The organism is Roseateles sp. So40a (genome assembly GCF_048081605.1).
In the GTDB taxonomy this organism is placed as follows: Bacteria; Pseudomonadota; Gammaproteobacteria; order Burkholderiales; family Burkholderiaceae_C; genus Roseateles.
The window spans coordinates 2,981,219-3,006,634 of the sequence record NZ_CP182288.1 but is presented as its reverse complement, the minus strand read 5'-3'; the positions used below and the strand labels follow the sequence as shown (position 1 = coordinate 3,006,634).

22 protein-coding genes are annotated in these 25,416 nt (G+C 69.9%); 12 read left to right on the top strand and 10 right to left on the bottom strand.

Going from position 1 to position 25,416, the window contains the following annotated elements; genetic code table 11:
* The first annotated feature begins 8 nt into the window (after positions 1-8).
* From ACNI65_RS13625 to ACNI65_RS13605, 5 genes are all read left to right on the top strand, one after another.
* A complete protein-coding gene (locus ACNI65_RS13625; protein WP_416757254.1) occupies positions 9-1,121 on the top strand; it encodes a hypothetical protein in 1,113 nt (370 codons plus the stop codon).
* Positions 1,122-1,265: 144 nt separating this feature from the next.
* Positions 1,266-3,344 carry a carbon starvation CstA family protein gene (locus ACNI65_RS13620; protein ID WP_416757253.1) on the top strand — a complete coding sequence of 693 codons (2,079 nt, stop codon included), beginning with the start codon at positions 1,266-1,268 and terminating at the stop codon, positions 3,342-3,344.
* 79 nt (positions 3,345-3,423) lie between these two features.
* A complete protein-coding gene (locus tag ACNI65_RS13615) occupies positions 3,424-3,585 on the top strand; it encodes a YbdD/YjiX family protein (protein ID WP_416763623.1) in 162 nt (53 codons plus the stop codon).
* Positions 3,586-3,867: 282 nt separating this feature from the next.
* Positions 3,868-5,754 carry a hypothetical protein gene (locus ACNI65_RS13610; protein ID WP_416757252.1) on the top strand — a complete coding sequence of 629 codons (1,887 nt, stop codon included), beginning with the start codon at positions 3,868-3,870 and terminating at the stop codon, positions 5,752-5,754.
* 75 nt (positions 5,755-5,829) lie between these two features.
* Positions 5,830-6,663 (top strand): hydroxypyruvate isomerase family protein, encoded by an 834-nt coding sequence (locus tag ACNI65_RS13605; RefSeq protein WP_416763622.1) that lies wholly within the window; start codon positions 5,830-5,832, stop codon positions 6,661-6,663.
* On the opposite strand, the gene ileS is transcribed toward ACNI65_RS13605, so the two are convergent.
* The 5 genes from ileS to ACNI65_RS13580 all read right to left on the bottom strand — a co-directional run bounded on the left by ileS (position 6,630) and on the right by ACNI65_RS13580 (position 13,656).
* Positions 6,630-9,473 (bottom strand): isoleucine--tRNA ligase, encoded by a 2,844-nt coding sequence (ileS, locus tag ACNI65_RS13600; protein ID WP_416757251.1) that lies wholly within the window; start codon positions 9,471-9,473, stop codon positions 6,630-6,632. The genes ACNI65_RS13605 and ileS overlap by 34 nt on opposite strands.
* A gap of 138 nt (positions 9,474-9,611) precedes the next feature.
* Positions 9,612-10,667, bottom strand: a complete 1,056-nt coding sequence (locus ACNI65_RS13595) for a bifunctional riboflavin kinase/FAD synthetase (protein ID WP_416757250.1) — start codon at positions 10,665-10,667, stop codon at positions 9,612-9,614.
* The gene (locus tag ACNI65_RS13590; RefSeq protein ID WP_416757249.1) at positions 10,613-12,520 is read right to left on the bottom strand and encodes an ATP-binding protein; all 1,908 of its coding nucleotides are present in this window, start codon (positions 12,518-12,520) and stop codon (positions 10,613-10,615) included. Before ACNI65_RS13590 ends, ACNI65_RS13595 begins: the two co-directional genes overlap by 55 nt.
* 145 nt (positions 12,521-12,665) lie before the next feature.
* Positions 12,666-12,788: a hypothetical protein gene (locus ACNI65_RS13585; protein ID WP_416757248.1), complete on the bottom strand. Its 123-nt coding sequence runs from the start codon at positions 12,786-12,788 to the stop codon at positions 12,666-12,668.
* A gap of 103 nt (positions 12,789-12,891) precedes the next feature.
* Positions 12,892-13,656: a pseudouridine synthase gene (locus ACNI65_RS13580; RefSeq protein WP_416757246.1), complete on the bottom strand. Its 765-nt coding sequence runs from the start codon at positions 13,654-13,656 to the stop codon at positions 12,892-12,894.
* A 38-nt stretch (positions 13,657-13,694) separates the two neighbouring features.
* Between ACNI65_RS13580 and ACNI65_RS13575 the strand changes: the two genes are divergently transcribed.
* Entirely contained in the window at positions 13,695-14,810 is a 1,116-nt protein-coding gene (locus tag ACNI65_RS13575; protein WP_416757245.1) for a hypothetical protein, read from the top strand.
* 33 nt (positions 14,811-14,843) lie between these two features.
* The gene (locus ACNI65_RS13570) at positions 14,844-15,986 is read left to right on the top strand and encodes a hypothetical protein (protein ID WP_416757244.1); all 1,143 of its coding nucleotides are present in this window, start codon (positions 14,844-14,846) and stop codon (positions 15,984-15,986) included.
* A gap of 2 nt (positions 15,987-15,988) precedes the next feature.
* Here ACNI65_RS13570 and ACNI65_RS13565 read toward each other — a convergent pair whose 3' ends face one another.
* The 4 genes from ACNI65_RS13565 to ACNI65_RS13550 are packed head-to-tail and all read right to left on the bottom strand — an operon-like array spanning position 15,989 to position 19,857.
* Positions 15,989-16,933, bottom strand: coding sequence for a P1 family peptidase (locus ACNI65_RS13565; RefSeq protein ID WP_416757243.1), 945 nt, complete (start codon positions 16,931-16,933; stop codon positions 15,989-15,991).
* Entirely contained in the window at positions 16,930-17,484 is a 555-nt protein-coding gene (locus tag ACNI65_RS13560; protein WP_416757242.1) for a DUF3617 domain-containing protein, read from the bottom strand. Before ACNI65_RS13560 ends, ACNI65_RS13565 begins: the two co-directional genes overlap by 4 nt.
* A 51-nt stretch (positions 17,485-17,535) precedes the next feature.
* A complete protein-coding gene (locus ACNI65_RS13555; protein ID WP_416757241.1) occupies positions 17,536-18,657 on the bottom strand; it encodes an acyl-CoA dehydrogenase family protein in 1,122 nt (373 codons plus the stop codon).
* A gap of 21 nt (positions 18,658-18,678) precedes the next feature.
* A complete protein-coding gene (locus ACNI65_RS13550) occupies positions 18,679-19,857 on the bottom strand; it encodes an acyl-CoA dehydrogenase family protein (protein ID WP_416757240.1) in 1,179 nt (392 codons plus the stop codon).
* A gap of 164 nt (positions 19,858-20,021) precedes the next feature.
* Between ACNI65_RS13550 and ACNI65_RS13545 the strand changes: the two genes are divergently transcribed.
* The 3 genes from ACNI65_RS13545 to ACNI65_RS13535 all read left to right on the top strand — a co-directional run bounded on the left by ACNI65_RS13545 (position 20,022) and on the right by ACNI65_RS13535 (position 22,748).
* Positions 20,022-21,011, top strand: a complete 990-nt coding sequence (locus ACNI65_RS13545) for an isoaspartyl peptidase/L-asparaginase family protein (protein ID WP_416757238.1) — start codon at positions 20,022-20,024, stop codon at positions 21,009-21,011.
* Between the two features lie 165 nt (positions 21,012-21,176).
* Positions 21,177-22,283, top strand: coding sequence for an enoyl-CoA hydratase/isomerase family protein (locus tag ACNI65_RS13540; RefSeq protein WP_416757236.1), 1,107 nt, complete (start codon positions 21,177-21,179; stop codon positions 22,281-22,283).
* A 129-nt stretch (positions 22,284-22,412) separates the two neighbouring features.
* Entirely contained in the window at positions 22,413-22,748 is a 336-nt protein-coding gene (locus tag ACNI65_RS13535) for a hypothetical protein (protein ID WP_416757234.1), read from the top strand.
* Here the strand turns inward: ACNI65_RS13535 and ACNI65_RS13530 are convergent.
* Positions 22,736-23,527 carry a hypothetical protein gene (locus tag ACNI65_RS13530; RefSeq protein WP_416757232.1) on the bottom strand — a complete coding sequence of 264 codons (792 nt, stop codon included), beginning with the start codon at positions 23,525-23,527 and terminating at the stop codon, positions 22,736-22,738. The genes ACNI65_RS13535 and ACNI65_RS13530 overlap by 13 nt on opposite strands.
* A 179-nt stretch (positions 23,528-23,706) precedes the next feature.
* Here ACNI65_RS13530 and dusA point away from each other — a divergent pair, with 179 nt between their 5' ends.
* Positions 23,707-24,762: a tRNA dihydrouridine(20/20a) synthase DusA gene (dusA, locus tag ACNI65_RS13525; protein ID WP_416757230.1), complete on the top strand. Its 1,056-nt coding sequence runs from the start codon at positions 23,707-23,709 to the stop codon at positions 24,760-24,762.
* 25 nt (positions 24,763-24,787) lie between these two features.
* Positions 24,788-25,369, top strand: coding sequence for a methylated-DNA--[protein]-cysteine S-methyltransferase (locus ACNI65_RS13520; protein ID WP_416757228.1), 582 nt, complete (start codon positions 24,788-24,790; stop codon positions 25,367-25,369).
* The last annotated feature ends 47 nt before the right edge of the window (positions 25,370-25,416 follow it).

Here is a 25,416-nt window from a genome sequence, read left to right as displayed (position 1 = left end):
GCTGTCCGATGCAACCGATGCCCTCGGGATTCGTCCCCCCTGCGCCGGGTGGCGCCCAAGCGCCGATTGAACAGACACCCGCGCCGCGGGTCGACGGCCTGAGCCCGCGCGCCCACCGCTGGCTGGATCATCTGGCGCATCCGCGGGCCTGGGCCGCGGCCACGACGCGCGACGCCCCCGTGGACTTCCTCTTCGCGCTCGTGGAGGTGTTGGGCGAGATGGACGTCTTCCCCGCACCCGACGAGGTGCTGGCCAGCTGGGTCACCTTCGGGGGCGGTCGGCCGCCACGGGTGCGCCAGCGCGACCTGCCGTATGCGTGCCCGGCCGGCGCGGCCGTTCCAATCCCGCGACCTTGGCTGGGGGGCTTCGAGAACTACGACGGCGAACGGCGCCTGATGCTGGGACTGGTCCGGGACCCTGGCGGCTCCGCCGAGCCCGTGGTGTCGCAGACCTGCGCGCTGGGCGCGCGGCGCGCCTTCGAGATGCTCGCCTCGTCGGCGAGGGATGCGCATCGGCGGCGGGGGCAGGCGTGGCCGTCCTGCTGCGATGACGCGATGGCGCTGCGAGAGGCGCTCTGCCGTTTCCTGGGCACGCGACCGGAACTGACCGAGGCGCTGGCCGCGCGCTTCCCGTTGCAGCAGGGCATTCGCCCGTGGCCGCGTCCGTTGGCGGCGGAGATCAGGCAAGCGCAGCGGACGTGCCACTCCGGCCGCGATGCGCGACCCGAGGATCTGCGCCTGCCGCCCGAGGTGTTGCGCGCGTTGCTGCCGGACGGCGGCTCGAGGCTGTCCGGCCGGTGGCGCAGGCAGCAGGCCGAGCTCCGCCACAGATTGCCGCTGATGCCGATGGCCTGGTCGATGTGCTTCGGCGCGCAGGGGGGGCGGCTCAGCGTGCATGGGCGCCAATGCCTGGAGCCCTCGCTGATCCGGGGCCGCTCGCCGCAGGCGATGCGAGCCCTGCTGGCCGGCGTGGCCACCCCCACCCGCCGGGCGCGCCGGCTGTTCGACGCCGGGCAGGACCTGGCGGTCGCCGTGTCGGCGGGGCTGCTCGCGTCCTGGCAGGTCGGACAGGTGTCGTGGATGGGCGACCCCACGCTGCCGAGCGAGGAAGGTCGGGGTTAATCCCTACGTGCTCCTACGCCGGTGGGCTAGTCCAGTCGACGGATGTGGGAAGCCGCACGGACACCGACACTCCGCCGCAAGACAGTCCGCGTGCGTCGTCGTCCCTTGAGGCCGCCACCGTGCGCGCCAAAAAAGGAGACATCGATGTCGAACATGAGTCGCCACCTCGCCTGGGCGGGCGTGGCCATCCTCGGGGCCTTCGCCCTGGCCACCGTCGCGCTGGCCAACGGCGAGGCGGTGAGCGCGCTGTGGGTCGTCGTCGCGGCGATCTGCGTGTACCTGATCGGCTACCGCTACTACAGCCTCTTCCTGGCGACCAAGGTGCTGGGCCTGGACCCCACCCGCCAGACGCCGGCCTGGAAGCACAACGACGGGCTGGACTTCGTGCCGACCCACAAGTACGTGCTCTACGGCCACCACTTCGCGGCCATCGCCGGCGCGGGGCCGCTGGTCGGTCCGGTGCTCGCGGCGCAGATGGGCTACCTGCCCGGACTGCTGTGGATCCTCGCGGGCGTGATCTTCGCCGGCGCGGTGCAGGACTTCATCGTGCTGTTCATCTCCACGCGCCGTGACGGCCGCTCGCTGGGCGACCTCGTCAAGCAGGAGATGGGCACCGTGCCCGGCGTGATCGCGCTGTTCGGCGCGTTCATGATCATGATCATCATCCTGGCGGTGCTGGCGCTGATCGTGGTGAAGGCGCTGGCGGGTTCGCCCTGGGGCACCTTCACCGTGGCGGCGACGATTCCGGTGGCGCTGTTCATGGGCGTGTACCTGCGCTTCATCCGCCCGGGACGCATCGGCGAGGTCTCCATCATCGGCTTCGTGCTGCTGATGCTGGCCATCATCGGCGGCCAGTGGGTGCATGAGAGCCCGGCCTGGGCGCCGCTGTTCACCTACGACGGCAAGGCGCTGACGTGGATGCTGATCGGCTACGGCTTCGTGGCGGCCTCCATCCCCGTGTGGCTGCTGCTGGCGCCGCGCGACTACCTGTCCACCTTCCTGAAGATCGGCACGATCATCGCGCTGGCCATCGGCATCGTCGTCGTGGCGCCGCCGATGCAGATGCCGTCGTTCACGCAGTTCGCGGCGGGCAACGGTCCGGTGTGGTCGGGCAACCTGTTCCCGTTCCTGTTCATCACCATCGCGTGCGGCGCGGTGTCGGGTTTCCACGCGCTGATCAGCTCGGGCACCACGCCCAAGATGCTGGACAACGAGGTCAACGCGCGCTTCATCGGTTACGGCGGCATGCTGGCCGAGTCGTTCGTGGCGGTGATGGCGCTGGTGGCGGCCTCGTGCATCGAGCCGGGCGTGTACTTCGCGATGAACAGCCCGGCCGCGCTGGTGGGCAACACGCCCGAGACGGTGGCGGCGACGCTGTCGACCTGGGGCTTCGTGATCACGCCGGAGATGCTGGTGCAGACGGCCAAGGACGTCGGCGAGAACACCATCCTGGCGCGCGCCGGCGGCGCACCGACGCTGGCCGTGGGCATGGCGCACATCCTGCATCAGGTGGTGGGCGGCAAGGCGATGATGGCCTTCTGGTACCACTTCGCCATCCTGTTCGAGGCGCTGTTCATCCTGACCGCCGTGGACGCGGGCACGCGCGCCGGCCGCTTCATGCTGCAGGACCTGCTGGGCACCTTCGTTCCGGCGCTCAAGCGCACCGAGTCGCTGCCCGCGAACCTGATCGCCACCGGCCTGTGCGTGGCGGCGTGGGGCTACTTCCTGTACCAGGGCGTGGTGGATCCGCTGGGCGGCATCAACACGCTGTGGCCGCTGTTCGGCATCGCCAACCAGATGCTGGCCGCGGTGGCGCTGCTGCTGGGCACGGTGGTGCTGTTCAAGATGAAGAAGGACCGCTACGCGTGGACCACGATCGTGCCGGCGGCCTGGCTGCTGATCTGCACGATGACCGCGGGCTGGCAGAAGATCTTCAGCGACGACCCGAAGGTCGGCTTCCTGGCGCATGCCGCGAAGTACGCCGACTCGCTCGCCGCCGGCAAGGTGCTGGCGCCGGCCAAGAGCCTGGAGGCGATGGAGCGTGTGATCTTCAACGACCGGCTGGACGCGGCGCTGTGCGGGCTGTTCATGTTCGTCGTGATCAGCGTGCTCGTGTACAGCGTGAAGGCGGTGCTGAAGGCGCGTGCCGAGCGCAAGCCCACGGTCCACGAGACGCCGTTCGAGCGCATGCCTGAAGGCGCCACGGCGGGCGGCCATGCTTAAGCAGGTCGCCGCGGAAGCGGCCCAGGCGGCGCAAGCCGCGCTGTCCGCGGCCTCCGAGGTGCTGCAGGCCGGCCGCTACATGGCGCGCGGCGTGCGCCAGCAGCTGATCGGCGCGGACTACGGCGCCTATCTGGCGCACATGGGCCGCACGCATCCGGACCAGGCGCCGCTGAGCTACGAGGACTTCTTCCGCGAGCGGCAGGAGGCGCGCTACAGCTCGCGCACCGGGCGCTGCTGCTGAGCGGGCGCATCCCGGCGCGTCGCGACGAGGGCCCTTCGGGGCCCTCGCCGTTTCCGCGGCGTCCACCGGATGCCGCGTCCACAGAAGGGTCGATGGCAGGCGCTGGCCGCGTCCATCGGCAACGGTGGGCGGAAAGGTTCGCAGTGGCAACGGACATGGCGGGGACGGGTCGATCCGGACCCTGACCAGTGATCGGGACCTGCCTGGTCTCGTGATTCCGGTCATGGCGGCCTGACCGGGGGCTTCGCAGAATCTTCTGCTCCATCCACCCCCGGAGCCCTCATGCCCGCCCAATCTTTCCCGAGTCCGCGTCGCCAGTTGCTCGCACTGCTGTTGCCCTGCGCGCTCCTTGCGCCGGACGCTCGTGCCATCGTCATCAACGAGGAAGCGTTCAAGCGCTTCGGCGGCGACCTGTCCAACATCGAGGGAACGGCCGGGCGCGTGGACGAGCAGCTGTTGGCGGAGAGCCGGAAGCCGCGCTTCCACTCGGCCGGTCTTCTCAAGCTCACGGGCATCGATCGGAAGGGATGCCACCAGACGAACGGGACCTGGCTCGGCGAGGATGCGGCCTTCGTCTACATACTGGCCGGGGCGTCCTGTCTGAGCGGCAAGGACGTTCACGCGACAACTCGTGTCGCCCAGGTCGAGTTCATCGATTGGCAGGGGCGGAGCGTGGTCAGCGGGGAGGGCCGCGTCTTTTTTCCCGCTCACGGAAAGGCGATGGCGATGGCGCTCGTACGCGTGCCACGGCCCGCCGACAGGCCGCTGGATGTCCTCCGGCCCTTGCTGCCGCCGGTGTGGATCAACGACACCTTCGGTGATCGCGCGGGCAGAGGCGATCCCTCCATGGAAGTGGTCGCCTATGGCCGGGGCGGTGTCGGAAACTCGGAGGACAGGCAGCCCGCTCGTCGCTTTGGCGTCGCGGGGAGGCGCGACTTCTCGAGGGACGATCCCAATGCCATGTACCTCGACTACGACGCAACGACCGGCAGCGAGAACTGGGCACGCGGGGCCGGCGACAACGGCGGCGGCTGGTACGAGCGCGGGGAACACGAGGGGATGCTGACAGGCCTGACCACCTGGTTCAATCCAACAATGACGGCGGCCACGCGGGTGGCGGCTCATGCCCTCTGGATTGAGGGCCTCTACCCCGATGTCCGGATCGCGAGGCGAGTCGCACATGCCTTCAATGGCAGTTGGGCTGAGGCCTATCCGTTGACCGAGCGGCGAGCCCTTGTCACCACTGATCTCAGTCTGAACGGCCTGACGGGCGAGCGGCGACGCGGCTTGTACTTCAAGGTGCCTTCGGCCCCGGACGGCGGCGTTCCGATGCCGTCCGGCACACCGGGCCATACCAGGTTCCAGATCACGGTCAAGGATGAACGGACGTCCGTGCCCACCCAGCTGACACTGCGCGGACAGAAGATCGCGCCTTGCGTGGGGCTCCTGGCGATGAACGACTCGCACGATTGCCCCGAGGGCGGGGATGGTCGACTGATGCTGAGCTACTGGCCGGAAGACAACCCCACGCTGGCGCAGGGGCGTGTGTTCGTCGGTACGTTCGACATCGGCGCAATCTTCGACCGCGTCGATGCCTCGAACTTCAGCCTTGTCTCCCCCGAGGTGTGGCGGGTCGATGTACGCATCTCCACCCGCAAGCTGGGGCGCGTCACGGCGACGAGGCCGTTCGAATGGGACTACAAGGGCGCGGTACAGCGGGCCGGCGCCTTCAAGGAGGGCGACAGCAGGCGGCCCAACCGGTTCACCTTCCGCGTGCCCGAGCAGGCAGGCGTGGAGGAATCCGTCGAGGTGACCACGAACAGGAAGGCGGAGAAACCGTACAGCCTCATACGCGTGGTCGCGCACGACGTGCTTCAACAGACGTCGGAGTGGGAGCAGGTCAGCCCCGGCTCCTATGACCGTCACATGCCCAGGACCACGCGAGTGATCCACCTTCGTGCACAAGTGGGCCGGGGCTGCGGCGGAGCGAAACCCTGTGCGCCGCGAGACTGGAAGCGGCGCCTGACGGTCTCTTTCGCGAAGGAGGACAACCTCGGATTGCCGCCGGGCATCTACCGCGGCAGATTCGACATGGATGGCAGCCATGCCTCCGGGGCCGGCGCCGAGCAGAACAAGCTGAGCGTGGACGTCGACGTGGAGACGCTTTGAGCGATCGGCTGCCGCTCGTGGCGCTCGTGGCACTCGTGAGTATCCACAACGTGTGATTGCATGAACAATCGAGCGGTGCCTCGCTTCGCTGCCAACCTCGGCTTCCTTTATCAGGAGCTGCCCTTCCTCGATCGCATCGAGGCCGCCGCGAGCGACGGTTTCCGGGCCATCGAATGTCTGTTCCCCTACGACGTGCCGGCCGCCGAGTTGCGCGCGCGGGTCGATGCGCACGGACTGGAGGTGGCGCTGATCAACGCGCCACCTGGCGATTGGGCCGGCGGTGAGCGCGGCCTGGCCTCACTGGCCGGGCGCGACGAGGACTTCCGCGAGTCGATCGAGCGGGGCCTGGACTACGCGCATCGCGTGGGCGCGCCACGGCTGCATGTGCTCGCGGGCCTGCTGGCGCCGAATGAGGATCGCGACGCCGCGATCGGGCGTTATGAGGCGCGCCTGCGCTGGGCGGTGGAGCAGGGCGCTCGCGCCGGCATCACGCTGATGATCGAGCCCATCAATCCGCATGACATGCCGGGCTATCTGCTGCAACGGCAGGACGAAGCGCACGCGATCGTCGAGCGGATCGGGTCCGGGCATCTGAAGGTCCAGATGGACCTGTATCACTGCGCCCGGGTCGAGGGTGACGTGCTCGCGCAGCTGCGGCAATGGCTGCCGACGGGCCGCGTCGGGCACTTCCAGATCGCCGGCGTGCCGGATCGGCACGAGCCCGACGTCGGCACGCTGGACTGGCGCGGCGCGCTCGCGGCGATCGATGAGATCGCCGCGGAGACCGGCTGGGACGGCTGGGTGGGCTGCGAATACCGGCCGAGGCGCGGCGCGGTGCCCGAAGGCACCAGCGCCGGCCTGGGCTGGCTGCGGGATCAGGCGATCACGCGCGTCTCGCCGTCGCCGTAGAGATTGCTCTCGCAGCGGCCGCAGATCGTCGGGTGGGCCGGATTGGCGCCGACGTCCGCGCGGTAGTGCCAGCAGCGCTCGCACTTCTGGTGCGTCGACGGCGTCACCGTGATGCTGAGCTCCTGCGCCGCGGCCACGCTCGCGGCCGAGGTGATCAGCACGAACTTCAGGTCCTCGCCCAGGCTGCTCAGCAGCGCAAGGTCCTCGGCGGTCACGCCCAGCGCGACTTCCGCCTGCAGCGACGAGCCGATCGCGCCGGTCGTGCGCACCGCCTCGATCGCCTTGTTCACCGCATCGCGGAGCTCGTGGATGCGGTTCCACTTCGCGATCAGGCCGTCGTCGTGCGCGACGCCGAAGGACCAGAAGGTCTCGGTGAAGATCGTCTCGCCCGGCTGCTTGCCGGCGAAGACCTTCCACGCTTCCTCGGCGGTGAAGCTCAGGAACGGCGCCATCCAGCGCAGCATCGCGTTCGTGATGTGCCACAGCGCGGTCTGCGCCGAGCGGCGCGCCTTGGCGTTCGGCGCGCTCGTGTACAGGCGGTCCTTCAGCACGTCCAGGTAGAACGCGCCCAGGTCCTCCGAGCAGTACACCTGCAGCTTGGCCACGACCGGGTGGAACTCGTAGCGCTGGTAATGCGCCAGGATCTCCTCCTGGAACTGCGCCGCGCGCGCCAGCGCGTAGCGGTCCGCTTCCAGCAGCTGATCCATCGGCACGGCGTCCGTGGCCGCGTCGAAGTCCGAGGTGTTGGCCAGCAGGAAGCGCAGCGTGTTGCGGATGCGGCGGTAGCCGTCCACGACACGGTCCAGGATCTTCTTGTCGCCGGCGATGTCGCCCGAGTAATCGGACGCGGCCACCCACAGCCGGATGATCTCGGCGCCCAGCGACTTGCTGGTTTCCTGCGGGTCCACGCCGTTGCCCAGCGACTTGCTCATCTTGCGGCCCTGGCTGTCCACGGTGAATCCGTGGGTCAGCAGGCCGCGGTACGGCGCGCGGCTGTTGATCGCGCAGGAGATCAGCAGCGACGAGTGGAACCAGCCGCGATGCTGGTCATGGCCTTCCAGGTACAGGTCGGCTTCCGGACCGCTGTCGTGCGCGGCGCCGGCATGCGAGCCCTTGAGCACGTGCTGGAACGTGGAACCGGAGTCGAACCACACGTCCAGGATGTCCTGACCCTTCGAGTACTGCTCGGCCTCCGCGCCCAGCCACTCGGCCGGATCCAGCTTGGACCAGGCTTCGATGCCGTCGGCTTCCACCAGCTGCGCGGCGCGCTCGATGAACTCGAGCGTCTTCGGATGCGGCTGGCCGCTGTCCTTGTGCAGGAAGATCGGCAACGGCACGCCCCAGCTGCGCTGGCGCGAGATGCACCAGTCGGGCCGGCCGGCGATCATGTCGTGCAGCCGCGTGCGGCCGTTCTCCGGGTAGAAGCTGGTCTGCTCGATCGCGTCCAGCGCCAGCTGACGCAGCGTCTTGTCGGCCTTGTCCACGGTGAACACGCCGTCGCCGTCGTCCATGCGGACGAACCACTGCGCCGCGGCGCGGTAGATCACCGGGCTCTTGTGGCGCCAGCAGTGCGGGTAGCTGTGGCTGATCTTGCTCTGCGCCATCAGGCGGCCGGCGTCCTGCAGCGCCTGCGCGATGACCGGGTTGGCCTTCCAGATGTGCTGGCCGCCGAACAGCGGCAGCTCGGCCTCGTAGACGCCGTTGCCCTGCACCGGGTTCAGGATCTCCTTGAACGTCATCCCGTGCGACATGCACGAGTTGAAGTCGTCCACGCCGTAGGCCGGCGCCGAGTGGACCACGCCGGTGCCGTCATCGGCGGTGGCGTAGTCGGCCAGGTACACGGGACTCTCGCGGTCGAAGCCCGGGTGCACATGCGCCAGCGGGTGCTTGAACTTCAGCAGCTCGAGCGACTTGCCGGCCGTCACGGCGACGGTCTTGCCCTCGATGCCCCAGCGGGCCAGGCACTTCTCGACCAGCGCCTCGGCCACGACGAAGAAACCGCGCTCGGTGTCGACCAGCGCGTAGGGCAGCTCGGGGTTCAGGTTGAGCGCCTGGTTGGCCGGGATGGTCCAGGGCGTGGTCGTCCAGATGACGGTGAACGCCTCCTTGTCGAGCTGGGGCACGCCGAAGGCGGCGGCCAGCTTCTCCGGTTCCGCGCTCAGGAAGGCGACGTCGACCGCGGGCGACTGCTTGTCGGCGTACTCGATCTCGAACTCGGCCAGCGAGGAGCCGCAGTCGAAGCACCAGTACACCGGCTTGAGGCCGCGATAGACAAAGCCGCGCTCGAACAGGCGCTTGAGGACACGGATCTCGCCGGCCTCGTTCTTGAAGTCCATCGTGCGATAGGGATGGTCCCAGTCGCCGAGCACGCCCAGGCGCTTGAAGTCGGCGCGCTGCTGGTCGATCTGCGCGGTGGCGTAGGCGCGGCTCTTGGCCTGCACCTCGTCGCGCGGCAGGCCGCGGCCGAAGGTCTTCTCGATCTGGTTCTCGATGGGCAGGCCGTGGCAGTCCCAGCCCGGGATGTAGGCGGCGTCGAAGCCCTCGAGCTGGCGCGCCTTGACGATCATGTCCTTGAGGATCTTGTTGACCGCGTGACCCATGTGGATCTGGCCGTTGGCGTAGGGCGGGCCGTCGTGCAGAACGAACTTGGGCTTGCCCTGGCGCGCCACGCGCAGGCGCTGGTACACGCCCTGGTCTTCCCATTCCTTGACCCAGCCCGGCTCGCGCTTGGGCAGGTCGCCGCGCATCGGGAACGGCGTGTCGGGCAGGTTGAGCGTCGATCGGTAGTCAGGCTTGGACGTGTCGGTCATGGCAGCGGCAATCGAAGAGGGCGGCCTCGCGCGGAAGGCGGGGCAGCGGGGAAAGGAGGGGAACGGGGCCTGTCGGCAGGAGGGCGCGGGCGCTGGCACGCCGCGCGCCGGCTGAACGCGGGGAGGGCGCTCAGCCCGTCAAATTCGGTCGCGGGTGGTCTGGCGGCGGACGGCGGCGTGCGGGCTCGCCTGCTGGGCGAAGAACGCGCGGGCCTGGCGGACGTCGTCGCGGATGGCGGCCGTCAACGCATCAAGCCCGTCGAAACGGGCTTCATCGCGCAGTTTTTGGAGGAGTTCCACCCGCACGAGTTTACCGTAGGCCTCCGAGGCGCCCAGCCGGGCGGCCAATTCGGCCGGCCAGTCCAGCGCGTGCACCTCCAGCAGCACGCGGCCGGCGTCCTCGACGGTGGGGCGCACGCCCAGCGAGGCCACGCCATCGAGCACGGTGCCGTAATCCCCATCCAGCCCATGCACCCGCACCGCGAAGATGCCGTGCGCGGCCGGCTTGTCGTGATCGAAGCGCAGGTTCAGCGTGCGGAAGCCGTCGCCGCGTCCGGGCGCGCTCTCCGAGAGCTGCCGGCCGAGCTTCTGCCCGTGGATCACATGGCCGGAGATCGCATACGGGCGGCCCAGCAGCCGCGCCGCGCCGTCCATGTCGCCGGCGGCCAGCGCCTCGCGCACCGCGGAGCTCGACACGCGCAGCCCGTGGACCTCGTAGCTCATCATCCGGGCGACGTCGAAGCCCAGCCGCTGCCCGGCGGCGTCCAGCGTCGCGTAGTCGCCCTGGCGCTTGGCGCCGAAGCGGAAGTCGTCTCCGACGAGCACGTACCGCGCGCCCAGGCCGTCCACCAGCACCTGCTGGATGAAGTCCTGCGCGGGCAGCGAGGCGAGCGCTTCGTCGAAGCGCAGCACGACGACCTGATCGACGCCGCAGCGCTCCAGTTCCTGGAGCTTGTCGCGCAGCGTGGCGATGCGGGCCGGGGCCAGTTCAGGCTTGCCCAGCCTGGCGGCGAAGAAATCGCGCGGGTGCGGCTCGAAGGTCAGCACGCAGGTCGGCAGGCCGCGGTGGCGGGCCTCCGACTGCAGCAGCGCCAGCATGGCCTGATGGCCGCGATGGACGCCGTCGAAGTTGCCGATCGTCAGCGCGCACTGGGCTGCGATGCCGGGATGGTGGAAGCCGCGGAAAACCTGCATGGGCCGGGATTATCTGTCGCCGCGCTCAGGTGCCGCTTCACCACGCCGAGCAGGTCGTCCATCTCGAAGGGCTTGACCAGGTAATCGTCCATGCCGGCAGCGAGGCAACGGCCGCGGTCGTCCTCGACGGCGCTGGCGGTCAGCGCCACCACGGGCGTGCGCGGCAGCAGCCGGCGCGCCTCCTCCTGACGCCAGGCCTGGGTGGCGGCGTAGCCGTCCAGGCCGGGCATGTGGCAGTCCATCAGCACCAGGTCGAAGCGCTGCGCGCGCAAGCGCTCCAGCGCCTGCTCGCCGTGTTCGGCCGGCACGACCTCCACGCCGCAGCGCGTGAGCATCGTCGAGGCCACGAGCAGGTTCACCGGGCTGTCGTCCACCAGCAGCACGCGCCCGCCCAGCGTGGGCAGCGGCGTGGCGGGGACGCCGGCGGCCGCGCCAGGAACGGCGGGTCGAGGCGGCTCCGTCTCGGCCGCGGCGATCTGCAGCGGCAGCGTGAACTCGAAGGTCGAGCCCTCGCCCGGCGTCGACGTGCAGCGCAGGTCGCCGCCCATCGCGCGGGCGAGCTCGCGCGAGATCGTCAGCCCCAGGCCCGCGCCGTCGCGCCGGGCGCGGTCCGAGCCGCCGCGCGGCGCTTCAGCCTGCTCGAAGGGCGCGAAGATCCGTTCCAGCTGGTCGGCGGGGATGCCGTCGCCGGTGTCGCGCACGGCGAAGCGCAGCAACGTCCCCGCACGCATGTCCAGCACCGGGCTGACTTCCACGTCCACCCGGCCGCGGTCGGTGAACTTGATCGCGTTGCCCACCAGGTTGTGCAGCACCTGCTGGATGCGGGACGCGTCCCCCATCGCCCGCGCCGGCAGTTGCGGGGCGACGCTGCACGAGAAGGCCAGGCCCTTGGCCCGGGCGGTCTCGCCCAGCAGCCGGGCCACGTCGCCCACGACCTCGCGCAGCTCCATCGGGCGAGGCTCGACGACGAGCTTGCCGGACTCGATGCGGGCGAGGTCCAGGATGTCATTGACCAGCGTCAGCAGGTGTCGGCCCGAGCGACGCACGATCTCGACCTGCTCGCGCTGCTGCGCGCTCAGATCGCCGCGCTCCAGCAGCTGGGTCATGCCGATGATGCCGTTGAGCGGCGTGCGGATCTCGTGGCTCATCACCGCGACGAAGCGGCTCTTGCTGCTGCTGGTTTCCTCGGCGGCGTCCAGCGCCAGCCGGCGCTGCTCGGCCAACCGGGCCTGCTCGAAGCGCAGGCGCAGCAACTCCAGCGTGCGGGCCTCGACACGGCGTGACTCCAGCACGGTGAGCAGCCAGAACATCGCCAGCCCCCCCGCGCTCAGCCAGCCGGTGGTGCCGCCCTGCAGGAGCATGCGGATGGCGATCGGCGCGATCACGAGCGAGGCGAACAGCGCCTGGCCGCGCGCCCAATGGCCCAGCGACACCATCGTGAAGGCCACCAAGCCGACCAGCGTCGTCATGACGGCGCCGTCGATCTCTGGCAGGTTGGGCGTGGCGAACAGCGCGCCGATGACGCCCCAGGCCAGGCCGTCGAGCGCGAGACCGGCCAGATAGCGATGCTCGTGATGCGGGCGCGCGCGTTCGACCAGCGGGAGTTTCAGGAATCGGCCGGCGTCGAGCACGCGACACGACGAGATGCCCCAGCGGGTCAGGAGCCAGCCGATCAGGTCGACCGCGGGCAGGTGCGACCACAACAGGACGACGGGCAGCAGGCTGAAGAGCGCGCCGACGATCGCGGGCATGGCCACGCGCGCCTGCAGGTGCGTGAGGCGTTCCGCGCGGACCTGCAGCGCGATGCTGAGCGGGCCCGATTCCCCGATGTGATGATTCTCAGAAGTTCCCATACGACGCGGCCGTCGAGGATCCCGGCCGATGCGCCCTCCAGGCTCGTGACGCCGCCGCGTGAGCGGCGCCTTGGTGGCGCGTTTCTATCCAAGTTCCGCGATGCCCGCCCTCGGGACCTTCCCGAGGCTGGAAGGATGACATCCGTCAATCGCCCGTGAATCTCCGCTGGAAGGCGGTCGGCAGGAAGGAGACCAGTCGCTCGCTGGCATGGACCCGATTGCCGGTCGCGCCAGGTGGCTCGCCCGATCCGGCGATGCTGTTGCTCATGTGCCGGCGTCTGCAGGCGCGAGTGGCAGCCTCGAGTTCGCCCCAGGTGGTGGCCGTTCGCGGACCTGGAGGCCCTCAAGCTGAAGGATCGGCCCTGGGACGATCAGCCCGAGACGGGCTCCGACATCGCCAAGTCCCGCTGAGCGGCGTCCAACCAGATCCAGCCGCCCTCCTTGAGGTCGGCTGGCAGGTCCAGCGCGCCGATGCGCTGGCGGTGCAGGGCCAGCACCCGGTTGCCGACCGCTGCCACCATGCGCTTGGCCTGGTGGTAACGCCCCTCCGTCAGCGCCATCTGCAGCCGGCCGTCGGGCAGCCGCTCGGCGCTGACCGCGTTCACCGGCTCTTCGGCCAGCTTGGGGTTGCGTTCCTCGAGCAGCACGCCCGCCAGCAGCTGACGCAACTGCGCCTCGTCGACCTCCGCCTTGCACGCCGCCTGGTACAGCTTGGGCACGTGGTACTTCGGGCTGGTCAGCTTGTGCTGCAGCGGGCCGTCATCGGTCAGGAGCAGCAGGCCGGTCGTGTCCTCGTCAAGGCGGCCCACCGGCTGGATGTCGCGGTTGCGCAGCGGCTCGGGCAGCAGCGAGAAGACGCTCGGGTGATGGCTGGGCTTGCGTGAACACTCGTAGCCGGCCGGCTTGTTCAGCAGGATCAGCGCCTTCTCGTGGAACGGCCAGACCTGGCCCTCGACCTCGAACACCAGCCCTTCGGTGGGGAAGGCCTGCTGCGGGTCCTCGACGACCTCGCCGGCGACCGTCACGAGGCCGTGATCGATCAGCGCCGCGCAGTGCCGGCGGGTACCGAAGCCTTGGCTGAACAGGATCTGGGCGATGGCGACCGGCTTGGCGGCCTTGGAAGAACTCGAACTCATGGGCGTGATTGTCGCCGCGGGTTTGGAAATGAAAAATCTTGATCGAGATCAAGAAATGGCGCGGTGAGAACGCCTTGAAGTTGGATGTTCTCGTCCGTGACGGGTACGTACGCCGCTTCGCATCACCGCGACCGGCGATCGACCGGTGGCCCCTCAAACCCATGTCCTCCCTCCTCCAACGCGCCGCCGCGCTGCTTCATTTGCGGGCCAAGCCCGGCATCCCACGCGCCGATCGGGCGCAGGGCCGCGAACTGCTCGAGGTCCTGAAGCAGCGGACCGCCGCCGAGCTGCGTACCGATCTCCACGTCGACACCGGCCCCGATGCCCGGGCGCCGCGCCACCTCAGCGCCGTGACGCTGATCCAGCCGGCATCGCTGCTGGCCAGTCAGTTGTCCGATGGCTGCCTGCTCCTGGCGGCGCCGGACGCGCGGCAGCTTCACCCGTTCGCGCGCGCCTGCCAGGAGGAAACCGTCTGCCGGGTGGTCGACCTGCGCTCGGAGCGCGAGCGACACCACGGTCCGCGCATGCGCATGCCTGTGGCCCTGAGCTGGATCCCGGTCGATGTTGGCGCCGACACGCCCATCGCGCCGAGCCAGTTGCTGCAGACCAGCCTGCAGCTCGCCGAGCTCGAACCTCGGCAGGGCGGGAAGACCGCCTTCCAATGCGCGGACGGCCGGCATGTCGGCGCCACCTTCGCCGCGGCGCTCGGATTGGTCCGGCGGCATCTGCGGCAAGGGTTCGAGGAGCGCGACCTGCCTGATGCCGTGCTGCAACAGTGCCTGGACATCCGCCGGGACCGCGGTCTCGATCTGTTCCGGGCGTGTGACCTCGTCTCGCTGATGGGGTTCGGCCGCCTGCTGCTCGAGGCTGATCGGCGAGGGGACTTGCGTGGCCTGCATCGGCCCCGGCCGCTGCTGGGTCAGTCCCGGCCGACGCTGGCCCAGATCCGCGCGCAGGCCCTGCAGGCCCGAGCCCCACGCTCCATCCTCAAGGCGGGGAATCCTGGCGGGGGCGTCGCGTCCACACGCCATGTGAGCTTCGCGAGGACGCTGGACGTGCGCCTGTTCGCGGACGGGCCGCCTCGATTGGCGAGCGAGGACGGTGCGGGCGACTCGGAGGATTCCGACAGCTCGAATGAGTCGTTCCTGATCTAGGGCCTGGGCGGTGCGGCCTTGCAAGTGTGACGGATGTCCTGCCGGGAGCATCCAAGTGACAGCCGGATTGGCGGATCGACAGACAAACGTGGAGGCAATGTCGCCGAACTTGTCCCCACGCCGATGAAATTCTCTCTCTCGTCGCTGCTTCGCAGCAAACCCGCGACTGACGCGGACACCACGCCGACCAGCGCCAAGTTCAAGGCGCCCTCCGGGCTGTCGCGCAGCGAAACCAAAGCGTGGCGCGCTCAAGCTGCCCCGGCCGGCAAGCTGTTCGAGCAACTGGAAACGGAGGGCAAGTCATGGTTGGGCAAGCACATGCTGCCTCCGGGCTCGATGCACGGCGTCGAGTTCCGACCCCTTGCCGCGCACGCGCTGTCCGGTACCGGCAACGTCCTGATGACGGCGCCGAACCGCGCCGAGGCCCATGGCTGGGCCCACGCCTGCCTCAAGCACAACATCGCGCGAGTGATCGACCTGCGCCCACCTGGCACGGCCGGCGAGCCGTCCTGCATGGACGGCGGCAAGAGCTTCCAGAACTACCGCGGAGGGCTGACGGCCAGGTTCCGCGCGATCAACCTGCGTGGCCCCCGTTCGAAGAAGCCGGCGGCGCAACCCGAGAAGCACCTGGGCCCCCACGCCTCGGAGACGCTGGTCGGTGTGAGCATGTCGAAACAAGGTGTGGTGCTCAATGGCGCCGGGCAACCGGCGCCGGGCGCGGAACTTCGACTGACCTGGCTGCGCGTGCCGCTGAAGTCCGGCGAGGTTCCGTCGGCCTCTCGGCTGAAAACCCTCTGCGCGCACCTGACGACGCATCGGCTGGAGCCGGGGCAACACCAGGCCATCCAAACCGCCGCGGGCGACCGCCGCGCCGGCGTGGTGCTGGAAGCCGCGCTGATGCTGCATCGCCAGCATCGAAGCGGTGAGCTCCTGCACGCCACGCCAGAACAGGCCGTGCGCGACGCGTGCACGCGCATCGGCGTCGAGATCGGACCGCTGCAACTTCGCCAGCAGGAGCTGATGACCTTGCTTGCTTTCGTCCAGGATCTCCACGATGTGCCGCTGAACCGCGAAGGCGTGGACAAAGTGTTGCATCGGCGGGCCGCGCCGCCTCCGCCCGTCGTGGCGCAGACACCCGTGACGGACGACCTGCCCCCGCCACCGGAAGGGCTCTGATCTCAGGCGAGCACCGCGTCGACCACGGCCCGCGCCACCACTTCCGCGGCCAGCGCGCCCAGCAGCGTCATGTCGCCGTCGACGTCGGCGGCGCCGGTGGCCAGCGCGAACATCACGTCGCCATCCATCACCGTGTGCACCGGCTGGATGGCCCGGGCGAAGCCGTCGTGCGCGATCTGGGCGAGCTTGGCCGCCTGCGACTTCGTCAGGCGCGCGTCCGTGGCGATGATCCCCAGCGTCGTGGCGCTGCCCTGAAGCCCGCCACCCGGCGCCTCACCGGCAAGCAGGGCCTGGACCGTGGAGCGCGGCCGGCCGTCGGCGCCGCGCGATCCGGCGAGCACGTCGCCGGAGCGCGGATCGACGACATCGCCGACCGCGTTCACCGCCACCATCGCGGCCAGCGTGACGCCGCCCACGCGCACCGAGGCCATGCCCAGGCCGCCCGGCATCGCGCGGTCCACGCCCAGCAGCTTGCCGACCGTCGCGCCGGCCCCGGCACCGACCCGGCCCCGCGAGCGCTCCGTGGACGTGGCCGCGTCACAGGCCGCGCGGCCGGCCGCCGCGTCGGGCGCGGTCTCGGCGCCATGCAGCCAGAGGTCGAAGAGCACGGCGGCCGGCACGATGGGCACCCGCGCCTGGCCGACGGCGAACCCATGGCCGCGCTCGGCCAGCCAGCGCATGACGCCGTCCGCGGCGGCCAGCCCGAAGGCGCTCCCGCCAGTGAGCAGCACCGCGTGGACCTGCTGGACCGTGTTCTCGGGACGCAGCAGCTCGGTGTCGCGCGTGCCCGGCGCCGCGCCGCGCACGTCCACGCCGGCGGTCGCGCCGGCCTCGCACAGCACGACGCTGCAGCCGGTGGGCACGTCCGGATGGGTGAAGTGGCCGAGCTTGAGCCCGGCGACGTCGCACAGGCTGCCGCTCCCAGCGCCGATCTCAACGCGGCTCAAGGCTTGGCCTTGGGCGTGAGCGGTCCGCAGTCGCTGCCAAGGTAGCGGGCCTCGCCGGTGGAGCGCAGCACCTCGGTCTTGCCGTCGCGCTGCGAGCGGATCTCGGACTTGGTCAGGTAATGGTCCGCGCCGAGGAAGGTGATCTCATTGGTCCCTTCCGACGCCGGATTCGAGCAGCGGAAGTTCACCAGCAGCTTGTCGCCGGAGCGCTTGCTGTCGTGCTCGCACTTGCCCTCGGTGCGGGGCAGGGCGGCGCGGTCGGCCTGTTCCTTGGTCACACAGCTCTTGAGCGTCAGCTCACCGCCCTGGAAGTTCATGCTGACGCCGTTCTTCGTCATCATCGATTCCAGCTGCTTGCGCTGCTCGGGCGGCAGCGCCGCCATCTGCTTCTGCATCTGCTCCATCTGCGCCTGACGCTGCGGGTCGAGCTGGGGCTTCTGCCTGATCTCCCACAGGCCGGGCTTGAAGTCCTGGGCGGAGGCCGACAACGCCGCGGCCGCGAGCAGCAGTCCGGCGATCAGGGAAGGGGGCGTGATCGACGCGATCGACATGGCGGGCTCCCCCGCCGCGACGGCGGCGGGACCCGGCCAGTGTACGCAGCGTCAGGCGAAGACGCCCGCCGTGTCCTGCATTCGCGCGCTCACCTCGCCGAGGTGGTGGAGCGTGTCGCCGTACTGCATCTCCATGACCGTGAGGCGCTTGAAGTAATGGCTGCCGATGTACTCGTCGGTCACACCGATGCCGCCGTGCAGCTGCGTGCACTCCTGGCCGACGAAACGCATCGACCGGCCCAGCTGCACCTTGGCCTGGGACACCGCGCGGCGGCGGGCCTCGGCCGGTTCGTTGAGCTTGAGCGTGGCGAAGTAGCTCATCGAGCGCGCCAGCTCCAGCTGCATCTTGATGTCGGCCATGCGGTGGCGCAGCGCCTGGAAGCTGGCGATGGCCACGCCGAACTGCTTGCGCGTGTTCAGGTAGTCCGCCGTCAGCGCGACGTAGCGGTCCATCACGCCGACCGCTTCCGCGGCCTGCGCCGCGATGGCGATGTCCACGGCGTGCTCGAGCACATCGAGGCCGAGACCCGGGCTGACCAAGCGCGTGGCGGGTGTGCGATCAAAGGTCAGTTCAGCGGCGCGCGAGCCGTCATGCAATGCGTAGCCGCGCACCGTCATGCCGGGCGCGTCCTTCTTGACCAGGTACAGCGCGATGCCTCGGCCGGCGTTGTCCGCTCGCGCCGGCACGATGAAGGCATCCGCCACATCCCCGGCGGGCACGAGACTCTTCGCACCGATCAGGTGATGATCGGCGGTCGCCAGCGTGTCGCAAATCTCAAGCCGATAACGCGCGCGGCGTTCCTGATGCGCCAGCACCACCAGCGCGTCGCCGCCCGCGATGCGGGGCAGCCAGTCCGCCTGGACGTCCTTGCCGGCCCGGCTCAGCACCGCCGGCGCGACCAGGCCGCCCTGGGCGAAGGGCTCCATGACCAGGCCGCGGCCGAGCTCCTCCATCACGACCATCGCCTCGGCCGGGCCGAAGCCCAGGCCACCATGCGCCTCGGGCACGGCCAGCGCGGTCAGGCCCAGGCCCGCGAGTCCTTCCCAGACCTGGCGCGAGAAGCCGCCCGCCTTGACGATCGCGCGGCGCTGCTCGAAGCCGTAATCCTTGTCGACGTAACGCCGCACGGCGTCGCGCAGCGAGTTCTGGTCTTCGGTGAAATCGAAATCCATGTCTGTCTCCTGTCGCCTGCCTCAGCCCAGCACGGTCTGCGCGACGATGTTGCGCTGGACCTCGTTGGATCCGCCGTAGATCGTCGTCTTGCGGTAGTTGAAGTAGTGGCTGGCCAGCGGCGCGCAATGGGCCGCGCCCACCTGGTCGCCTTGCCAGCCCGCTTCCATGGCCTCGTGGATGAAGGGCGTGGCGTAGGGACCGGCGGCCAGCATCATGAGCTCGGTGTAGCGCTGCTGGATCTCGCTGCCGCGGATCTTGAGCAGGCCCGCGACGTCCAGCGACTGCTTGCCGCTGCTCTCCGCGGACAGCACGCGCAGCACCATCATCTCCAGCGCGACGATGTCCACTTCCAGCAGCGCGACCTGATCGCGGAAGCGGCCGTCCTCATACACGCCCTCGGCCTTGGCGATGCGCTTCAGGCGCTCCAGCTCCCGCTTGGCGCGGTTCACGTCGGCGATGTTGGTGCGCTCATGCGCGAGCAGGTACTTGGCGTAGGTCCAGCCCTTGTTCTCCTCGCCCACGAGGTTCTCGGCGGGGACCTCGACGTTGTCGAAGAACACCTCGTTCACCTCGTGCTCGCCGTCGAGCATGATGATTGGCCGCACGGTCACGCCCGGCGACTTCATGTCGATCAGCAGGAAGGAGATGCCGGCCTGCGGCTTGACGCTCGGGTCCGTGCGCACGAGGCAGAAGATCCAGTCGCCGTACTGCCCCAGCGTGGTCCAGGTCTTCTGGCCGTTGACGATGTAGGTGTCGCCGCGCTTCTCGGCGCGCGTCTTCACCGAGGCCAGGTCCGAGCCCGAGCCCGGTTCGCTGTAGCCCTGGCTCCACCACACGTCGCCGCTCATGATGCCGGGGAGGTGGCGCTCCTGCTGCTCGCGCGAGCCGAAAGCCATGATCACCGGCGCCACCATCACCGGCCCGAAGGGCACGACGCGGGGCGCGCCGGCCAGCGCGCATTCCTCTTCGAACAGATGGCGCTGCACGGCGTTCCAGCCCGGTCCGCCGAACTGCTTCGGCCAGGCCCAGCCGTGCCAGCCCTGCTTGCCCAGGATGCGCGCCCAGCGCTGCAGATCGTCCTTGTTCAGGCGCAGCGCGTTGTGCACCTTGTGGCTGATGTCCTGGGGAAGGTGATCCGCGACCCACTGGCGGATCTCGGCCCGGAAGGCCTGCTCCTCGGGCGTGAAATTCAGGTCCATGTCGTCTCCTGCAGTCCTGGATGCCGCCTGTGGCGAACTGCGCGGGGTTTTAGCACGAGCGTTCGCTTTTTCCATGTCCCGACCGGGACAAGCCGAGGGACATGCCCGATCCCAGCGAGAATGCGCGGCTTGCGAGCCGCCCAGGCTCCGTCCGAGGCCTGCCCATGACCGCTTCCTTCCCGACCGCCTTGCCGCGCCCGGTGCTCGCCCTGCATGGCGGCGCCGGCACGATCCGCCGCGACAGCATGAGCGCGGAGATGGAGGCGAGCTATCGGGCCGCGCTCAAGGTGATCCTGGCCGACGGCGCCGAGCGCCTGTCCCGCGGCGACGCCGCGATGGACGTGGCGGTGGAGGCGGTGCGGCGGCTCGAGGAGTGCGAGCTCTTCAACGCCGGCAAGGGCGCGGTGTACACGGCCGACGAGCGGCATGAGCTCGATGCCAGCGTGATGGACGGTCGCGACCGGTCCGCGGGGGCGGTGGCCGGCGTGACGCGGGTGCGCAACCCGGTGCTGGCGGCGCGGGCGGTGATGGCGCACAGCGGCCATGTGATGCTGATCGGTCCGGCCGCCGAGGCCTTCGCCTTCGAGCAGGGGCTGGAGCGCGTGGAGCCGACCTGGTTCGGCACGCCGCAGCGCCTGGCCCAACTGCGCAAGGCGCAGGCGTCGGCGATGGGGCAGGTGCTCGACCATGACGGCCAGCAGGCCGTGGCGGGCGGCCCGATCGACGAGAAGACCAAGTTCGGCACCGTCGGCGCGGTGGTCCGCGACGCGGCGGGGCATCTGGCGGCGGCCACGTCCACCGGCGGGATGACCAACAAGCGGCCGGGGCGCGTCGGCGACTCGCCGATCCTCGGCGCGGGCTGCTACGCGGACGACCGCAGCGTCGCGGTGTCCTGCACCGGCACCGGCGAGGCCTTCATCCGCGCGGCGGCCGCCCATGAGGTCGGCGCGCTGATGCGCATCGGCGGGATGTCGCTGGCCGAGGCGGCGTCGCGAGTCGTGTTCGAGGAGCTGCCCCCGGTGGGCGGCGACGGCGGCCTGATCGCCGTGGACGCGCTGGGCAACGTGTGGCTGGGCTTCAACACCGAGGGCATGTACCGCGGCTGGGTCGAGGCGGGCGGGGCGCCGGTCGTGGGTGTTTATCGGGATGAATGAGGCCGCTGCCTGCAGGTCGCGGCGGGCCGGATGGCTGGTCGCGCCAGGCCGGATGCTCCGGCAAACGCCCGTGCGCGGTGTTATGGTGCGGGCCGCGTTGAAGGGCAACGAACGGTGGGGTGCCTGGCGCCACCCGACCGCAACTACGAGTGGAGAGATGTCGCTGTGATTCCGTCGCTGCAATCCGAAGGGCTGATCCTGGCCGAGGTCAACGGCTGCCTCGGCCTGATCACGCTGAACCGTCCCCAAGCGCTGAACGCGCTGTCGCTGGCGATGATCCGCGACATGACGACGCTGCTCACGGCCTGGCGTGACGATCCGCGCATCCAGGCGGTGGCGGTGCTGGGCGCGGGCCGCGAGGGCAAGCCCGCCGCGTTCTGCGCGGGTGGCGACATCCGCTTCTTCCATCAGGCTGCGTTGGCGGGCGATGCCGCGCTGGACGCGTTCTTCACCGAGGAATACGCGCTCAACCACCTGATCCACCAGTTCCCCAAGCCCTACATCGCGCTGATGGACGGCGTGGTGATGGGCGGGGGCATGGGCGTGAGCCAGGGCGCGCGGCTGCGCGTGCTGACCGAGCATTCCAAGCTGGCGATGCCCGAGACCAACATCGGTCTGTTCCCGGACGTGGGCGGCGGGTATTTCCTGTCGCGCTGCCCGGGGCACAGCGGCGAGTGGCTGGCGCTGACCGGTCAGGTCATCGGCGCGGGTGACGCGATCGAGCTGGGCCTGGGCGACGTGTTCGTGCGCAGCAGCGAGCTGCCGGCGATCGTCGAGGCCTTCCGCACCGGCGCGCAGGACAGCGCCGAGCATGTGGTGGCCACGGTGATGGAGCGTGCGGACCTGGCGCCGCCGGCCGAGCACTGGAACGCGCGGGCGCTGATCAACCGGCACTTCGCGGCGCCGACGGTGGCGGCGCTGTTCGCGTCGCTGGAGGCGGATGCCGACGCGTGGGCGCAGCACACGCTGGCGACGCTGCGCAAGCGCTCGCCGCTGATGATGTCGGTGACCTTGGCGCAGATCCGCCGGGCGCGCGGCATGTCGCTGGCGGAGGACCTGCGCATGGAGCGCGACCTGGTGCATCACTGCTTCCACCTGCGCCCGGGCGCGGCGAGCGAGACGGTGGAGGGCGTGCGCGCGCTGGCCGTGGACAAGGACCATGCGCCGCGCTGGAACCCGGCGCGCGTGGAGGACGTGACGCCGGCCGATGTGGATGCGTTCTTCCGCAGCCCCTGGACGGCGGCCGAGCACCCGCTGCGCGCGCTGGACTGATCGGGAGATCAGGTCCATCCCCTTTCTCAGTTTGAGAGGGGGGAGCCACCTGCTTAAATCGGTATCCCCCCTCGGATCGCCCGTCGAGGGTCCACGATGTCGATTCGGAACAGCAGGCAGGAGACGGGCATGTCAATCTCCAATCGTGACCTGCTGGACCAAGCGAAGGAGCGACCGAATCTCTCTCCGGAAGTGCGTCGCCGAACTCTCATCAGCCGCGACGCGCTGGCCGCCACGCTGACGGTCTTCCGCAACCTGGTGCACGACAACATCCACAAGCGCTTCGGCATCTTCGTGGAGCCCGGCACCACGCGTCCGCCCAACATGCCGTTCTATCGCAACCTGCCCGGCTATTGCAGCGAGGGCGTCGACAACCTGTTCAACCGCAGCGTGCAACCTTATCTCGCCGAGGCCGTCTACGCGCCGGGCCGCAACATCAAGCTGAGCTTCAGTCAACGGCTCTGATCAGCGGAACGGGTCAGCGCAGGCTCTGATCCGCGGGGCTGATCGGCCGGCAGCAGCGCGGCGCGGCCCTCGGCCTGGCGGATGAACTCCTCGTAGACGCGGGTCGCGACGACGGCGTCCGGGCTGCGCTGCATCGCCACCGCCGCGCCTTGGCGCGTCAGCGAGACGACGTACTCGGAGGCGCCCGCATCCCACACCAGCCGCGCGAGTTCGTTGCCGATCCGCTCCCGGCGCAGCGTCGCGACTTCCTGGCCCGCGCTCTGGGTGGGCGGGGTGTCGAGGGCGGCGGAGGTGGACGTCGTGGCGCCGGGCGCCGGCAGCTGGCCCAGCAGCACCGGCCGTCCGACCTCGCCGGCCGCTGCCATCCGACGGAAGCTGTCGAAGCCCCGCCAGGCCTGGGCCTCATCGGTGAAGGTCAAGGTGCGCCGAAGCAGACCCTGCTGTGAGACCGCGACGTAGAGTCTGCGCGGCAGCCCGGTGGACCAGACCTCGATCGCCAGGTCGTCCACGGTATGACGCCGCATCAGCACCACCTCGCCGGCCGCCTGCCGGGCGCGAAGCTCGGCGATGTCGGTGGCCTCGGTGCGGGCCGGCGGGGCGCTTGGGCCGGGATGACGGGCGCCCGGTGGGTCCTTCTTCGTCCTGGCGTTCTTCGCGGGTTTGCTCGGTGCCTTCACAGGCTTGGCGGCCTTCGCTGTCTTGGCGGTCTTCGCGGGCTGAGGCTTGTCCGCCGCGGCGATCGGCGTGCTGGACACGGCACCGATCAGCACCGCGAGCACGGCCCCGCCGAGGCGCAGAAGACCTCCGGGAGAGCGGGTGGGATGGCGGAACGAAGACATCGGTGAACACGGCCGCGAGGGCGGCCGGGATGGTACGACGTACGGCCCGCGCGGCCCATCCCTCCGCCGAGTGAGGACGCCATTCGATACAAATCGGCGCCTGGGATAATCACCTGCTTATGCCTTCCACGTTCTCTCCCTGGCGCCTGTCCGTGGCGCCGATGCTCGACTGGACCACGGCTGATTGCCGCTACTTCCATCGGCTGCTGACCCGCCACACGCTGCTCTACACCGAGATGGTGACGACCGGCGCGATCCTGCACGGCGATCAGCCGCGCCACCTCGACTTCAACCCGGAGGAGCACCCCGTCGCGCTGCAGCTGGGCGGCTCCGAGCCCGCGGATCTGGCGGCCTGCGCGAAGCTGGCCGAGCAGTGGGGCTACGACGAGGTCAACCTGAACTGCGGCTGCCCGAGCGAGCGCGTGCAGCGGGGCGCGTTCGGAGCCTGCCTGATGGCCGAGCCCGGGCTGGTGGCCGATGGCGTGAAGGCGATGCGCGACGCGGTGTCCATCCCGGTGACGGTCAAGCACCGCATCGGCATCGACCGGATCGAGAGCTATGACTTCGTGCGGGACTTCGTCGGCCAGGTCGCCGACGCGGGCTGCGAGGTCTTCATCGTGCATGCGCGCAATGCGTGGCTGCAGGGCCTGTCGCCCAAGGAGAACCGGGACATCCCGCCGCTGCGTTACGAGCTGGTCCATCGGCTCAAGCAGGAGTTCCCGCGGTTGACGATCGCGATCAACGGCGGGCTCAAGGCCGACGATGAGATCGCTGCTCAGCTGGACCATGTCGACGGCGTGATGGTGGGACGTCAGGCCTATCACGAGCCCTGGCAGATGGCGGGCTGGGACCAGCGCTTCTTCGGCTCGGCCGCGCCGATCGCCGAGAGCCGTGAAGCCGTCGAGGCGCTCTGGCTGGATTACCTCGATCGCCAGGTCGCCGCCGGCCGGCCCTGGTCGCAGGCGATGCGCCATGCGCTGGGCCTGTGGAACGGGTTGCCCGGCGCGCGCCGTTGGCGCCAGGTGTGGTCGGACCACAAGCTCAAGGCGCTGGCGCCGCGCGAGGTCGCCCGGATCGCCACCGAAGCGAGGGTGCAGGCGGCAGAGATCGCCAGCCGGCACCCCGCGTTCAAGCCACCGGTCGACGCGGACGCGCCGTCTCCTGTCACGGACTGACCGCGTCAAGGATCAGCATCGCGCCATGGCGCCTCAGGTTTTCTTCCATTGCTACGAGACGGTGCTCGGCCACTGCGGCATCGCGTGGACCGAGCGCGGCATCGTGGGCTCGCAGTTGCCCGAGGAATCCCTCTCGATGACCCGCGACCGGATGTGGGTGCGGTTTCCGACGGCGCTTGAGGAAGCGGCGTTCGAGCGCCTGCCCGAGTCGGTGCAGCAGGCCTGCCTGGGCGTACGGGCGCTGCTCGCGGGCGAGCCGCGCGATCTGCTGGAAGTGCCGCTGGATGACAGCGCGGTGCCGGCCTTCGATCGGGAGGTGCTCGCGTTCACGCGCCGCATTCCGGTCGGGCAGACGCTGACGTATGGCGAGGTGGCGCTGCAGCTGGGGCATCCCGGCGCGGCCAGGGCGGTCGGGCGCGCCGAGGGCCACAACCCGTTCGCGCCGATCGTGCCCTGTCATCGCGTGATGGGCGCGCCGACGGCGGGCAAGGCCGCCAACCTCACCGGGTTCTCGGCGGCCGGTGGTGTCGTCACGAAGCTCAAGATCCTCGCGATCGAGGCGAGGGCGACCGGGCAGCAGGTCGGCGAACAACAGGATCTGTTTTGATCGGTTGGCGCTCTGCGGACTCCCTCTCCCGCTTGCGGGAGAGGGCA